This is a genomic window from Haloarcula nitratireducens (assembly GCF_019599505.1).
The window spans coordinates 858334-871964 of record NZ_RKLT01000001.1; the positions used below are offsets into that span (position 1 = coordinate 858334).

Consider the following 13631-nt stretch of genomic DNA (forward strand, 5'->3'; position numbering starts at 1 on the left):
CTACGTGATACCGCTCCCGGCCGCGAACAGCGCGCTCGTCCAACCGAACGTCAGCATTCCGGCCAGTAGTACCGACCACGACGCCGCTCTGACCGGGACCGCGAGCAGGTAGCCGACCGGTCGGGTGGCTCGCGGCAGTTCGGCGGCGGTCGCAAAGAGCGTCTCCGTGTCGGCGTCGCTCGGAAACGACGTGAACCCGAAGGCGACGCCGAGCCACAGGCAGAGCCAGCCGAGGGGACCGGTGACGGCGTTCGCCGCGGCGAAACAGGCGAGCGCCAACGAGGAGTTCACGACGAACGGGGCGACGGCGATGGCGAAGTCCGGGCCGAACGCCGATACCGGTTCGTGTTCCAGCACGGCGTCGTCGGCCGTCGGCCGCATCGCCGGCGGCCCGAGCACCCCGACGCCGGTCAGTTTGCAGGCGGCGTAGTGGGCGTACTCGTGGGTGACGATGCCCGGCCCGACGGCGACGGTGACCAGTAGGTTGGAGAGCGAGTTCAGGGCGGCGATCGACACGCGTCGACGTTGCACGGGCCCGGACATGTGGCTATCGGAGCTCCGCGAGCGTCGGGGCTACTCGACCGGTTCGACGCCGGTTATCTCGAAGCGCGCGCCGCCCGCGTCGCTCTCGCCGATGGCGATCTGCCAGCCGTGGGCCGCGACGATGCGCTCGACGATCGCGAGACCGAACCCGGTCCCGTCCGAGGCGTTCGAGTAACCGCTCTCGAAGACCCGTTCGCGTTCCGCCGGGGGGATGCCGTCGCCGTCGTCCTCGACGTAGAATCCCCGTCCGTCGTCGAGGACGCCGACCGTCACGGCGACGGGCTGGTCCCCGTGCTCGACCGAGTTCCTGAACAGGTTCTCGACCAGTTGCTTGAACCGGCTCTCGCTGGCCCGGATACTTCCCCCGGGTTCGACGTGGAGCGACGCCTCGCCGGTCGCCACGTTTCGCCAACACGCTTCGGCTATCGTCTCGACCTCGACTACGTCGACGTCGTCTACGCTCCCTCCCTGTCGGGCGAGCGCGAGGACGTCGTCGATGAGTTGCTCCATGCGCGAGAGGGCCTGCCGGCCCCGCTCGAAGTGTTCGGCGTCGCCAGTCTCCTCGGCCAGTTCCAGCGAGCCTTCGAGGACGCTGAGCGGGTTCCGCAGGTCGTGGCTCACGACGTTCGCGAACTCCGCCAACCGCTCGTTCTGTCTCGTCAGTTCGCGTTCCCGGTCGCGCAGGAGCGATTCGCGGTCCACTCGCTGGAGCGCCGCCGTGACCGTCGACGCCAAGATGTCGGTCAGGGCGTGGTCCGTCTCGTCGAACGCGTTCGGTTCCCTCGCCGAGACGATGAACACGCCGTGGTCCGGTATCGGATAGATGACTCCGCTACCGGCCGGCGTGTTACCGGCTAACCGTTCGTGCTCGGTGCAGTCGTCTATGTAGCGCGGTGACTCCCGGTCGTAAGCTTCCCAGACGACCGAGGCGACCGGGTCGCCGCTGTCGCGTTCGTACCTCGGAAGCGTCTCGAACGTCGATTGGAGACTGTCTGTCTCCGTGAGCAGGGGGAGCCGTCGGCCGTCCTCGCTCAACTCGTGGAACCCGCTGAGCTCCGCGCCGAGTACGTCGTCTGCGACGTCGACGGCGACCGTCGCCGTCTCCGCGACGGACTGGGTCGTCATCAACGCCTTCGTGCGGCGCTGTAGCTGTTCGAGGCGCTGCCGATGGGCCTCTCGCTCGGTGATGTCTCGAACGACGCAGATGATCGACCCGTCGTCGAGCTGGGTCAGTGATATCTCCTGCGTGAACGTCTCGCCGCTCTGCCGCCTGCCGGTAGCTTTCCCGAGCCACTCTCCCTCGGCGGCCAGTGTCGGCATGACCTCGCGCTCGAAGCGTTCGGCCTCCGCTCGCTCGTAACACATCCGCCAGCTTTCGCCGTAGAACGCCTCGGGCGAGTCGTAGCCGTACACGTCGGCGTGGGCCTGGTTGACGAAAGTGTACCCGTCGTCCTCGTCCAGGATCGCCATCCCGTCGGTCGCCGACTCGATGGCGGCCGACCGCGCCTCTAACTGCTGTTGGCGCTCTCGCTGGTCGGTGATATCGTGACTGGTGACCAGAAAGCGGTCGTCGCCCTCGTCGCGGAGACGGCGCAGGTGTACCTCGACGGGGAACGTAGACCCGTCACGCCGTCGGAACTCGCTCCGCAGCTCGTAGCGCTCTCCCGGATCGAGACCCGTCCAGAGATCCTGAGCGTCCTCGGCGGAGAGCCGGTCGTCGATCTCCCAGACTTTAGTGCCGACCAGTTCCTCGACGGAGTACCCCAACTTCTCGCAGAGCATCGGGTTCGCGTCGACGATGGTCCCCGTCTCGTCGTGGAGGTCGATCATGTCCGGCGAGTTCTCGAAGAGCCCTTCGAGGCGTACCGTCGTCCGTTCGAGGTCTGTACGGACCTGTCGGGCGTGTAGCGCGTGGGCGATGTCGTCGCCCAGTTCGGTGAGCAGTTGCTCTTCGGTCTCGTCGAAGGCGCGCGGCCGGTCGGCGTAGACGACGAGGACGCCGTTGCGCTCCGAGTCGTAGGTCAGCGGGATCCCGGCGACCGACCGGAAGCCGCGTTCCAGGGCGGCCTCGCGCCACGGCGTGAAGTCGGGGTCTGCCTTCACGTCCTGGGTGGCGGCGAATCGCTGTTCGCGGAGCGCGGTCCCGGCCGGTCCCAGCCCGGTGTCACTCTCGTCGGCCGTAACCCTGATGTCGTCGAGATACGCGCCGTCGCCGGCCCAACTGCTGGGTTCGATACGGTCCGTCTCGGCGTCGAGGTGGCCTATCCACGCGAACTGGTACGGGTCGGCGCGACTGACGAGTTCGCAGATCCGCGTCTCGATGTCCGCACAGGATCCGGCGCGCACTAACACCCGGTTGACCTCTCGCACGACGGTACTGATGCGCTCCTCTTCGGCGGCGTGCCGGGCCGAGCGATACGTCTCGACGGCGTTCCGGATGCGGTTGGCCAGCAGCGCGTACTGGTCGGTGCCGCTCTGTTTCTGCAGGTAGTCGGTCGCCCCCCGGACGATCGCCTCGCTCGCCACCTCCTCGGACCCCTTCCCGGTGAAAAGGACGAACGGCAGCTCCGGATACTTCTCGCGGACGGCGTCGAGCAGCTCCAGCCCGTTCATCTCGGGCATCTCGAAGTCAGAGACGACGCAGTCGATAGACTCCGTTTCCAGCGTCTCCAGTCCCTCACTCGCCGACGTCGCGGTACTGACCACCACTCTCTCGCCCTCCGCTTCGAGGAACTCGGCTGTCAACTCGACGAAGGCCGGGTCGTCGTCGACGTGGAGGACCCTGATCGTCTCCACCATGAACCTATATTCTCTCCAACCGACAATAAGTTGCCGTCGCGTTACAGCGTCTGATAATCAGTGCGGACTCGAATCACCGAAATCGGGGGACGAGTCGGTCCGTCGTGCCGGTTTAGTTACGAAGCCGGAGCCGTCGCTTCACGCCTCGTCGAACGCCGATAGACTCACTTCGTTCGCCTATCGAGCCCGACGAAGCTCCGTTTCACTCCTCGTCGAACAGCGTGTCGCCGTCGACCATGTGCTCTTCGACGGCGTCCATGTCGAGCGTGAGGCCCAGACCCGGCTCTTCGGGGATCTCGATGTAGCCGTCCTCGATGACGGTCTCCTCGACTAAGTCGTCCCACCAGCCCAGTTCGTAGGAGTGGTACTCGACGGCCAGCGAGTTGGGGATGGCCGCGCCGACGTGGGCGCTCGCCATCGTGGCGACCGGCGAGGAGACGTTGTGCATCGCCACCGGGACGTAGTACTGGTTGGCCACGTCCGCGACCTTCCGCGTCTCGCGCATGCCGCCGACCTTCGGCATGTCGGGCGCGATGATGTCGACCGCCTGGTTCTCGATGAGGCGGCGCTCCTCGGTCACGCGATAGCGGTTCTCACCGACCGTGATGGGCGTGTTCGTGGACTTCGTGACCTCTTCCTGGACTTCGAGGTTCTCCGGGGGAACGGGGTCTTCGAGCCACCAGACGTCGTAGTCCTCGATGGCCTCGGCCAGTCGCTTGCCCGAGCCGCCGGAGAACGTCCAGTGACAGTCGAAGGCCACGTCGGCCTCGTCTTTGACTTCTTCAGTGACTTTCTCGACGATCTCGGCCTTGTGGCGGATCTCGCCCGGGCGGAGGTGACGGTTCGCGCGGTCCTTCTCCAGTCCCGAGGGGACGTCGAGGTCGAACTTCAGGGCGTCGTAGCCCAGTTCGTCGACGACGCGGCGGGCCTCCTCGGCGCAGGCGTCGGGGTCGGCTTCGTCCTCGGTGTGACAGTCACAGTAGACGCGCATCTCGTCGCGGTACTTCCCACCCAGCAGCTGATAGGCCGGCACTTCGAGGATTTTGCCGGCGAGGTCGTGCAGCGCGACCTCGATGCCCGCGATGGCGGTGACGGTGACGCCCTCGACGCTCCCCTCGCCCGACATCTTCTGGACGAGGTGTTCGTAGAGGCGGTCGATGTCGAGCGGGTTCTCGCCCACCACGAACGGCTTCATGCGCTCGATGAGTTCCGGGACGCCGGCGCCCCAGTAGGCCTCCCCAGTGCCCACGATGCCGGCGTCGGTGTAGATGCGGACGAGCGTCCACGGGAAGTTCCCGTCGACCATCGTCGTCTGGACGTCGGTGATCTCGACGTCGCGGCCGCCGCCGCGCTTCGCGGTGACGCCCATCGTCTCCGAGGAGAGCTCTCGCATCGTGTACTCGGCGTTGGGGTCGTGCAAGTCAGCGTAGTCTACGTCGTTCGCCAGTCCCATGAGGGGGGCTTCCTACGCCCGTTACAAAAGTCTAGAGGAAATCGTTCGATCAGGCCCGCGCGTCGAACGCCGCCACGACCTCGTCCGCGACGGCATCGACGTCCCACGTCGAGACGAACGTCGACATCGCCGTCTTCAGTTCGATGAGCTGTGCGGGACGGACGCCGAGCCCGTGCGTGATCGAGAGCGGTTGGTCCCGCGAGCGCTGGAAGGCCGTCTGCTGGTCCTGCAAGAACGGCGTGAACGCGTCCGTATCGACGTCCGTGCGGGGCGGTATCGACCCCTTCTTCTGGTTGAATCGCTTCTGCCCGTCGGCGGAGCCGACGTAGCCGAGGAACGTCGAGACGGCCTCGGGGTTCTCCGTCTCCGCGGCGGAGACGACGGAGTCCATGTTCATCGCGTACAGGCCGTCGGTCCCTGGGAACGGGACGTGGTCCCAGTCGTCTCGATAGCCGAACCCGTCGGCGTCGGCGTACTCGCCGGCCGCCCAGTCGCCCTGATGGAAGAACACCGATTCGCCCCGCGTGAACCGCGCGTTCGCGTCGGTCAGCGACGTGTACAGTTTGTCCTCGGGCGCCGCCTCGCCGTACTGCCTGACGATGTCCAGCGCGTCGGCGACCGCCCGGCGGTGCGCGGACGCGGACTCGTCAGTGACGCCGACGTACGTATCGAGGCCGTGCTCGCCGAGCAACACCGTCTCCCACATTTGGAGGACGGTCCACGGGTTCTTCATCGGGAACAGCATCCCGAGGCAGTCCGTCTCTTCGCCGATTCGACGGAGTTCCTCCGCGAGCGCACGCGGGCTGTCGAGACTGGCCGGGTCGACGCCGACGGCCTCCACCTGCGAGACGTTGTAAAAGAGGTTGTTGATGCGGTGGATGTTGATCGGCACGGCGCGGTAGGTCCCCTCGAAGCGTGCGGCCTCCTTCGGCCCGTCGAGGTAGTTCCGCTCCATCGTCCCCGATTCCCAGACCGTCGAGACGTCGCCGAGGACGCTGGCGTCGTCGTAGGGCTTGAGGTTCTTGCCGGGCCACTCGATCCAGACGTCCGGCGGATTCTCCTTGAGGATGCGACTCTTGACTTCCAGACTGAGGTTCTCGTCGGTGACGTCGCCGAGAGAGACGTCGGGATGTCGCTGTTCGAACCCGTCGAGGAGCGCCTCGAGCGCCGCACCGCCGTCGCCACCGACCAGTCGATGCAGCAACTCGACACCGCCTCCCGTCCCACCACGGGCCGACGAAGAGCGTGACATACCGATACCCTCACCACTGCGCCGTTAAGAAACTATCCCGCCCGTTCTCAGACGTGATTATGCGGACACGATGATTTATGTAACCCATCTCGAAAGTGAATCGTATGAACGAGGCAGTGAGTGAACGGATGTCAGGGGCGATACTGGGGCAGTTCCTCCATGCCCTGTATCAGGTGGGCGTCGTCGGCTTCGCTCCGTCGGGATTGGTACCGGTTCTCTCGGGGACGGGGTTCGTCGTCGCGGCGGGAGGTGCCCTCTACTCCGCGCGGCATCTCCGTGAGACACTGGCGGAAGGCGAGACCGAGCGAGCGGCGCTCGAAGCGGAGACTGACCGACTGACCGACGAACTCGAATCGGTCCGGGCGACGCGGGACGCGCTCGTCGCGGACATCGCGTTCGCGCGAGCCGAGCCGTCCGAGCCGTCCGAGCCGTCCGTAGCCACTCCGTCGCGGCCGGAGCGACCGACCGCGACGACGGACGGCGGCGTCGTAGCGACGGACGACCTCTCGACCGAGCAACTCTCGGCGTACCTCACCGACTGCTGTGCGACGCTCGACGCGGCGGGCGAGGGCGACCTCCGACGGCGGATGAGCGAGGAGACGCCGTCGGCCTCGCTCAACGAACTCGCCGCGGAGTTCAACGAGATGGCGACGGCGTTCGAACAGACCATCGACACCGCCAGCGAGTTCTCCGACGACGTCGCCGGATCCTCCGAGCAGGTGACTGCGGCGACTCAAGCCGTCAAGGAAGCCTCCGAGAGCGTCGCGGGGACCGTTCAGGGAATCGCCGACGTCTTCCACGAACAGCACCAGCAGATATCGACCATCAGCAGCGAGATGTCCGAGATGTCCGCGACCATCGAGGAGATCGCGGCCTCCTCGAACGAGGTCACGGAGATGGCCGACAAGACCGAGCGCCGGACGGTCGAGGGGATCGAGGCCGGACAGGAGGCACACGAGACGATGGCGACGACGGTCGAACGGACAGACGACGTCGTCGGGACGGTTCAGACCCTCAACGACCGGATGGAGGAAGTCGGCCAGATCGTCGACCTCATCGACAACATCGCCGAACAGACCAACATCCTCGCCCTGAACGCCTCTATCGAGGCCGCCCACGCCTCCTCGGGGGCGGAGAACAACGGCTTCGGCGTCGTCGCCGACGAGGTGAAGGCCCTCGCCGAGGAGACCAAGGACGCGACCAATCAGATAGAGGACCTCATCGAGGACATCCAGGACCAGACCGACGACGCCGTCGAGGAGATAACGGAGATGCAGGACTCCGTCGAGGACGGACAGGAGGCGGTCGACGAGGGCCTCGAAGCGCTCGAATCGATCATGGAACACGTCCAGCGGACCAGCTCCGGCGTCAAGGAGATCAGCAACGCCACCGACGATCAGGCGGCCAGCAGCGAGGAGGTCGCCTCCATCGCCGACGACGTGGCCGAGACCTCCCGCGAGAACGTCGAGGAAGCCGAACACGTCGCCGCCATCGCCGAGGAGCAGAACCTCGCGCTGGGCGAGATGTACGTCAACGCGCGGATGCTGACCATGCGCGCGAAGCAGCTCACGACGCTGTTCGAGCGATACGAGACCGACGACTGAGAAGCCCGGTCACGCTTACCATCTTCTTACCGCTGCTTCTCCTATTAGGATCGTAGAAATACTTAATTACGCCCGAGTAGTTACGAGTAGTGGAGATAGAGGGGTACACACATGGATTTCGAATTCACTCAGCAGCCCGCGTATACGCTCGTCAAAGTAACGCTCGAAAGCGGGGACTCGATACAGGCCGAACCGGGGGCGATGGTCTCGATGTCAGATACCGTCGCCATCGCCACGTCGAAGAGCAACGACGGCATCCTCAGTTCGGCGAAATCGATGCTCGGCGGCGAGTCGCTCGTCGCCAACACGTTCACCGCCGAGGGCGGGCGGGGCGAAGTGACGCTCGCACCGCCGACGCCCGGGGACGTCCACCACCACGAGATGGACGACGGCACGCTGTACGCCGTCGACGGATCGTATCTGGCGTCCACGCCCGATGTCGAGATCGAATCCGAGTTCGGCGGCCTGAAGTCGATGCTCTCGGGCGTCGGCGTCACGCCGCTGGCGCTGAAAGGGAGCGGCGACGTCTTCGTCGAGGCGTTCGGCGGGCTGGAGACGGTCGAACTGGCCGAGGGCGAGCGCTACACCATCGACAACGACCACGTCGTCGCGTGGGAGGGGACCACCGACTTCGACGCCCGCCGCATCGGCGGCCTGAAGTCGACGCTCCTGAGCGGCGAAGGCATCGTGATGGACTTCACCGGGCCGGGGAAAGTGTGGTATCAGACCCGCGGGATGGACGCCTTCACCTCGGCCATCGCCGCCGATATCGCCTCCGGCGGCCGGGACGACAACGACGACGGCATCGGCGTCGAAGACCTCTTCTGAGCGGCGAGGGCGACTATCGTCTCCGTTCCGCACGGTGTCGCCCGGTTTTCGGATCGATTCGACCGCGGGCGGCATTTCGGCAAGGATTTATTACCCTCATTTTCGCAGTGTCACCCATGCAAGTCGGTGTCCTGACTGTGCCGCTCGGCGACCAGTCCCTCGAAGACGCGCTCTCGTATCTGGACGGTATCGGCGTCGACGCCGTCGAACTCGGCTGCGGCGGGTTCACGGGCGACGACCACCTCCCGCGCGACGAGTACCTGAACGACGAGGACGCGCAAGCGGACCTCCGAGACTCGCTCGACGAACACGGGATGGAGGTGAGCGCGCTGGCGACCCACAACAACCCGCTCCACCCCGACGACGACCGGGCGAGCGAGGCCGATACCGAACTGCGGGAGGCCATCGAACTGGCCGACCAACTCGGCGTCGACGCGGTCACGACGTTCTCGGGGCTGCCCGCCGGCGGACCCGACGACGAGGTGCCCAACTGGATCACCGCGCCGTGGCCGACCGAACACGCCGACGCCCACGAGTATCAGTGGGAGGTGGCCACGGACTACTGGTCGGATATCGCCGACTACGCCGCCGACCACGACGTGAACGTCGCCATCGAGATGCACCCGAACATGCTCGTCTACGAGCCCCACGGCATGCTGAAACTCCGCGAGGCCACGAACGAGCACATCGGCGCGAACTTCGACCCCTCCCACCTCTACTGGCAGGGCATCGACGTGACCGCCGCCATCCGACTGCTCGGCGAGGAAGACGCCATCCACCACTTCCACGCGAAGGACACGAAGGTCTACGAGGAGAACGCCCGCGAGAAGGGCGTCCTCGACACGACGGGCTACACCGAGGAAGCCGACCGCTCGTGGCTGTTCCGCTCCATCGGCTACGGCCACGGCGAGGAACACTGGAAAGACGTCGTCTCGACCCTGCGGATGGTCGGCTACGACGACACGCTCTCCATCGAACACGAGGACTCGCTGACCAGCGGCCGCGAGGGACTGGAGAAGGCCGTGGACGTACTCGACCGCGCCGTCTTCGAGACGACGCCGGGCGACGCCTACTGGGCGGAATAGCGCTTTCAACGACATGACTGACAAACTCCAATGACGACGGAACCACTCGACATCGGCGTATTAGGCTACAAGTTCATGGGCAAGGCGCACGCGAACGCGTTCGCGCGGTTGCCCATGTTCTTCGACGACGCGCCCGAGCTCAACCGCGAGGTCGTCGTCGGCCGCGACGAGGAGGCGCTCGCCGAGGCGGCCGACAGCCTCGGCTTCTCGCGGACGGCGACCGACTGGCGGGACGTGATCGACGAGGTCGACGTCTTCTACAACCTCGGCCCGAACCACGTTCACTCCGAGCCCTCTATCGCGGCGCTCGAAGCCGGAACGCCCGTGTTCTGCGAGAAGCCGCTGGCACCGACCCTCGACGACGCGCAGTCGATGGCCGACGCCGCGGCCGAGGCGGACGTGCCCGCCGGCATCGCCTTCAACTACCGATTCATCCCGGCCATCCAGTACGCGAAGCGGCTCGTCGAGAACGGCGAACTCGGCGAGATCCGGCACTTCCGCGGTCGGTATCTGCAGGACTGGCTGACCGACCCCGAGGCCCCGTGGTCGTGGCGCAACGACGAGGAGATGGCCGGGAGCGGCGCGCTCGGCGACCTCGGCGCGCACACCGTCGACCTCGCGCGGTTCCTCGTCGGCGATATCGAGGAGCTGAGCGGCCACCTGCGGACGTTCGTGGACGAGCGGCCCGTCGAAGGGGAAAACGAGACGCGGCCGGTCACGGTGGACGACGCCTACTCCGCGCAGGTCGCCTTCGAGAACGGCGTGATGGGTACCTTGGAGGCCACTCGGATGGCCAACGGCAACAAGAACAACCACACGATCGAGATCGAGGGGACGAAGGGGAGCCTGCGGTTCTCGCTCGAACGGTTGAACGAACTCGAACTCTTACGAGAGGGCGGCCGCGGCTACGAGACGATTCTGATGACTGACCCAGAGGACCCGTATCTCGACCACTGGTGGCCGCCGGGCCACGTCATCGGCTGGGAGCACACGTTCGTCCACGAGAACTACGAGTTCCTCTCGGCGGTGGCCGACGGCGGCGCGTACGAGCCCGGTTTCGCCGACGGACTGGCCGTCCAGCGGGTGCTCGACGCCGTCGAGCGCAGCGACGACGGGCGCGAGTGGGTCGCCGTCGAGTAGCGCGCCGCGGTTCGAACCGCCGCGACCGACGCCGGGCCGTGTCGTCAGACGATTGGCTTTTCACTCGTCTCCTCGCTTGGGACGGTATGTCACTGACTAGCCGTCTCGACGCGTATCTGGCCGAGAACGACCTGCGGGCGGTGTGGTTCGCGGGGCCGAACGGTTTCGCGTGGCTGACCGGCGGCGGCGACAGCGTCGTCGACCGAGGGGGCGACGTCGGCGTCGCGGCGGCGGGCTACGACGGCGACGGCGTGACCGTCGTCACGAACAACATCGAGGCGAACCGGCTCCGAGCGGAGGAACTCGACGAGGGCGTCGCCATCGAGACGTTCGAGTGGTACGAGGCGTCGCTGGCCGAAGCGGTGGCGTCGGTGAGTCCGACGCCGGCCGCGGCCGACTTCGGCGTGGCTGACTTCTCGTCCGTCGACGCGGGCGAACTCCGCCAGCCGCTGACCGGCCGACAGATCGAGCAGTACCGCGATCTGAGCGCAGACGCCGCCGCGGCCATCGAGTCCGTCGCCGGGGGAGCGAGCGCGGACGACACGGAACGGGCCGTCGCCGCCGAGTTGCGTCACGAGCTATCGACCCGCGGCGTCGAATCGCCGGTGGCGTTAGTCGGGAGCGCCGCGCGCGCCCAGCGGTACCGCCACTACACGCCGAAAGAGGAACCGCTGGGCGAGTACGCGCTCCTGTCGGTGACCGCCCAGCGCGACGGCTTGCACACCAGTTGCACACGGACGGTGGCGTTCGACCCGCCCGAGTGGCTCGAAGAGCGGACGCGGAAGGCGATGCGCGTCGAGACGACGGCGCTCGCGGCGACCCGGGCCGTCGCCGAGGAAGGCGGAACGGCCGCCGACGTGTTCGCGGCGATTCAGGACGCCTACGACGCCGTCGGGTGGAACGGCGAGTGGCGCAACCACCACCAGGGCGGCGCGGCCGGGTTCGCCGGCCGCGAGTGGATCGCGACGCCGGACGGGGACGCGCCCGTCGCCGTGCCACAGGGGTACGCCTACAACCCGACGATACGGGGGGCGAAGAGCGAGGACACGCACCTCGTCACGGGCGGGGGCGTCGAACTGCTCTCGGAGACGGGCGACTGGCCGACCCGCGACGTCTCGGCCGTCGGCTACGACCTCGAACTGTCCCGCCACGACGCGCTCTCTCGCTGAGTCGGTCATTGGTACGGGATGTCATTTACAACACCCGTTGTTGTAGAGCCCACAGATTTAAGTAGGGAATTAGACTAGCCAGCACGTATGGACCGAGAGCGCACCTGGTGGAAAGAGGCGGTGGTCTACCAGATCTACCCCAAGAGCTTCAACGATAGCGACGGCGACGGCGTCGGTGATTTACAGGGCGTCATCGACAGGCTCGACCACGTCGAGTCGCTGGGTGCGGACGTCATCTGGCTCAATCCCGTCTACGAGTCGCCGCAGGCGGACAACGGCTACGACATCAGCGACTACCGGGCCATCCACGAGGAATACGGGACTATGGAGGACTGGGAGGACCTCCTCGCGGAGGTCCACGACCGCGGTATGCGCCTCATCATGGACCTCGTGGTCAACCACACCTCGACCGACCACGAGTGGTTCCGGAAGTCGCGCGAGGGCGAGGACGGCTACCGCGAGTACTACTACTGGCGAGACGGTGACGGCGAGGAACCCCCGAACAACTGGAAGAGCGGGTTCGGCGGCTCCGCGTGGGAGCGCGACGAGGAGGTCGGCGAGCAGTATCTCCACCTCTTCGACCGGACGCAGGCGGATCTCAACTGGGACAACGCCGAGGTGCGCGAGGACGTCTACGAGATGATGAACTGGTGGCTGGAGAAGGGGATCGACGGCTTCCGGATGGACGTCGTCAACCTCGTCTCCAAGCCCGAGGGCCTGCCGGACGGCGATCCCGAACAGGACTGGACCGGCATCGAACACTTCGCCAACGGGCCGAACGCGCAGGCGTATCTGGAGGAGATGGCCGAGCGGACCTACGATGACTACGATACGATGACCGTCGGCGAGTGCGTCGACGTCGACGTGGAGACGGCGAGCGACTACGTCTCCGCGGACGGCCCGATGGACATGCTGTTTCACTTCGAACACATGTTCGTCGACGTGGGCGACCGCTGGCTCTCGCCCGCCGAGTGGGACCTCACCGACCTGAAGGCGGTCATGTCACACTGGCAGACCGAACTCGACGGGTGGAACTCGCTGTATCTCACGAATCACGACCAGCCGCGAATCGTCTCGCGGTTCGCCGACGACGGCGAGTACCGCCGCGAGTCGGGCAAACTGCTGGCGACGCTCCTCTTCACGCTCTCGGGGACGCCCTACGTCTACCAGGGCCAGGAGATCGGTATGACCAACTACCCGTGGTCGAGCCTCGACGAACTCGACGACCTCCAGTCCATCGGCAAGGTCGAGGAGGCCATGGAAGCCGGCGAGGTCGACGCGTTCGAGGAAGTACAGGACATCGTTCGCGCCCGGTCCCGGGACAACGCTCGCACGCCGATGCAGTGGGACGAGTCGGAGCACGCCGGCTTCACCGACGGCGACCCGTGGCTGGCGGTCAACCCCGACTACGAGGAGGTGAACGTCGCCGCGGCGGAACGCGACGGGGACTCGATCCTGCAGTACTACCGGACCCTCGTCGACGTCCGAGACGAGAACGACGTCCTCGTCTACGGCGATTATCAGCTCCTGATACCGGACCACGAAGAGTTATGGGCCTACCGTCGAACGCTCACGACAGACGGAGGCACCGACGAGGTACTCGTCGTCCTGAACTTCGACGACACCGAGACGGTGGCGACGCTCGACGACGCGGAACGAGCGGGCGAAGTCGTCGTCGCTAACTACGACGAGGTCCCGACGACCGACGGCGTTCTGACGCTGCGACCGTACGAAGCCCGCGTCTACGAACTGGAGTGA

Annotated in this window: 10 protein-coding genes; 6 read left to right on the forward strand and 4 right to left on the reverse strand. The window is 66.3% G+C overall.

Features of this window, described 5'->3' with window-relative positions; genetic code table 11:
- From EGH23_RS04375 to EGH23_RS04390, 4 genes are all read right to left on the reverse strand, one after another.
- Window positions 1–516 carry a hypothetical protein gene (locus tag EGH23_RS04375; protein ID WP_220578791.1) on the reverse strand — a complete coding sequence of 172 codons (516 nt, stop codon included), beginning with the start codon at window positions 514–516 and terminating at the stop codon, window positions 1–3.
- Between the two features lie 57 nt (window positions 517–573).
- Window positions 574–3342, reverse strand: a complete 2769-nt coding sequence (locus EGH23_RS04380; protein WP_220578792.1) for a PAS domain S-box protein — start codon at window positions 3340–3342, stop codon at window positions 574–576.
- Window positions 3343–3544: 202 nt separating this feature from the next.
- On the reverse strand, window positions 3545–4795 hold the full coding sequence (locus tag EGH23_RS04385) for a mandelate racemase/muconate lactonizing enzyme family protein (RefSeq protein ID WP_220578793.1): 1251 nt from the start codon (window positions 4793–4795) through the stop codon (window positions 3545–3547).
- A 49-nt stretch (window positions 4796–4844) separates the two neighbouring features.
- Window positions 4845–6047: an ABC transporter substrate-binding protein gene (locus tag EGH23_RS04390; protein WP_220578794.1), complete on the reverse strand. Its 1203-nt coding sequence runs from the start codon at window positions 6045–6047 to the stop codon at window positions 4845–4847.
- A 104-nt stretch (window positions 6048–6151) separates the two neighbouring features.
- Here EGH23_RS04390 and EGH23_RS04395 point away from each other — a divergent pair, with 104 nt between their 5' ends.
- The 6 genes from EGH23_RS04395 to EGH23_RS04420 all read left to right on the forward strand — a co-directional run bounded on the left by EGH23_RS04395 (window position 6152) and on the right by EGH23_RS04420 (window position 13631).
- A complete protein-coding gene (locus EGH23_RS04395) occupies window positions 6152–7651 on the forward strand; it encodes a methyl-accepting chemotaxis protein (RefSeq protein WP_220578795.1) in 1500 nt (499 codons plus the stop codon).
- A gap of 111 nt (window positions 7652–7762) precedes the next feature.
- Window positions 7763–8479 carry a TIGR00266 family protein gene (locus EGH23_RS04400; protein ID WP_220578796.1) on the forward strand — a complete coding sequence of 239 codons (717 nt, stop codon included), beginning with the start codon at window positions 7763–7765 and terminating at the stop codon, window positions 8477–8479.
- Between the two features lie 116 nt (window positions 8480–8595).
- Window positions 8596–9564 (forward strand): sugar phosphate isomerase/epimerase family protein, encoded by a 969-nt coding sequence (locus EGH23_RS04405; protein WP_220578797.1) that lies wholly within the window; start codon window positions 8596–8598, stop codon window positions 9562–9564.
- Window positions 9565–9594: 30 nt separating this feature from the next.
- Window positions 9595–10704 (forward strand): Gfo/Idh/MocA family protein, encoded by a 1110-nt coding sequence (locus EGH23_RS04410; protein ID WP_220578798.1) that lies wholly within the window; start codon window positions 9595–9597, stop codon window positions 10702–10704.
- A gap of 86 nt (window positions 10705–10790) precedes the next feature.
- The gene (locus tag EGH23_RS04415) at window positions 10791–11873 is read left to right on the forward strand and encodes a M24 family metallopeptidase (RefSeq protein ID WP_220578799.1); all 1083 of its coding nucleotides are present in this window, start codon (window positions 10791–10793) and stop codon (window positions 11871–11873) included.
- Between the two features lie 87 nt (window positions 11874–11960).
- Window positions 11961–13631, forward strand: a complete 1671-nt coding sequence (locus EGH23_RS04420) for a glycoside hydrolase family 13 protein (protein WP_220578800.1) — start codon at window positions 11961–11963, stop codon at window positions 13629–13631.

Excerpts from the sequence above, each read along its gene's own strand:
- EGH23_RS04380 (WP_220578792.1), bottom strand. The coding sequence starts at position 3,342 with ATGGTGGAGACGATCAGGGTCCTCCACGTCGACGACGACCCGGCCTTC.
- EGH23_RS04385 (WP_220578793.1), bottom strand. The coding sequence starts at position 4,795 with ATGGGACTGGCGAACGACGTAGACTACGCTGACTTGCACGACCCCAAC.
- EGH23_RS04390 (WP_220578794.1), bottom strand. The coding sequence starts at position 6,047 with ATGTCACGCTCTTCGTCGGCCCGTGGTGGGACGGGAGGCGGTGTCGAG.
- EGH23_RS04395 (WP_220578795.1), top strand. The coding sequence starts at position 6,152 with ATGAACGAGGCAGTGAGTGAACGGATGTCAGGGGCGATACTGGGGCAG.
- EGH23_RS04400 (WP_220578796.1), top strand. The coding sequence starts at position 7,763 with ATGGATTTCGAATTCACTCAGCAGCCCGCGTATACGCTCGTCAAAGTA.
- EGH23_RS04405 (WP_220578797.1), top strand. The coding sequence starts at position 8,596 with ATGCAAGTCGGTGTCCTGACTGTGCCGCTCGGCGACCAGTCCCTCGAA.
- EGH23_RS04410 (WP_220578798.1), top strand. The coding sequence starts at position 9,595 with ATGACGACGGAACCACTCGACATCGGCGTATTAGGCTACAAGTTCATG.
- EGH23_RS04415 (WP_220578799.1), top strand. The coding sequence starts at position 10,791 with ATGTCACTGACTAGCCGTCTCGACGCGTATCTGGCCGAGAACGACCTG.
- EGH23_RS04420 (WP_220578800.1), top strand. The coding sequence starts at position 11,961 with ATGGACCGAGAGCGCACCTGGTGGAAAGAGGCGGTGGTCTACCAGATC.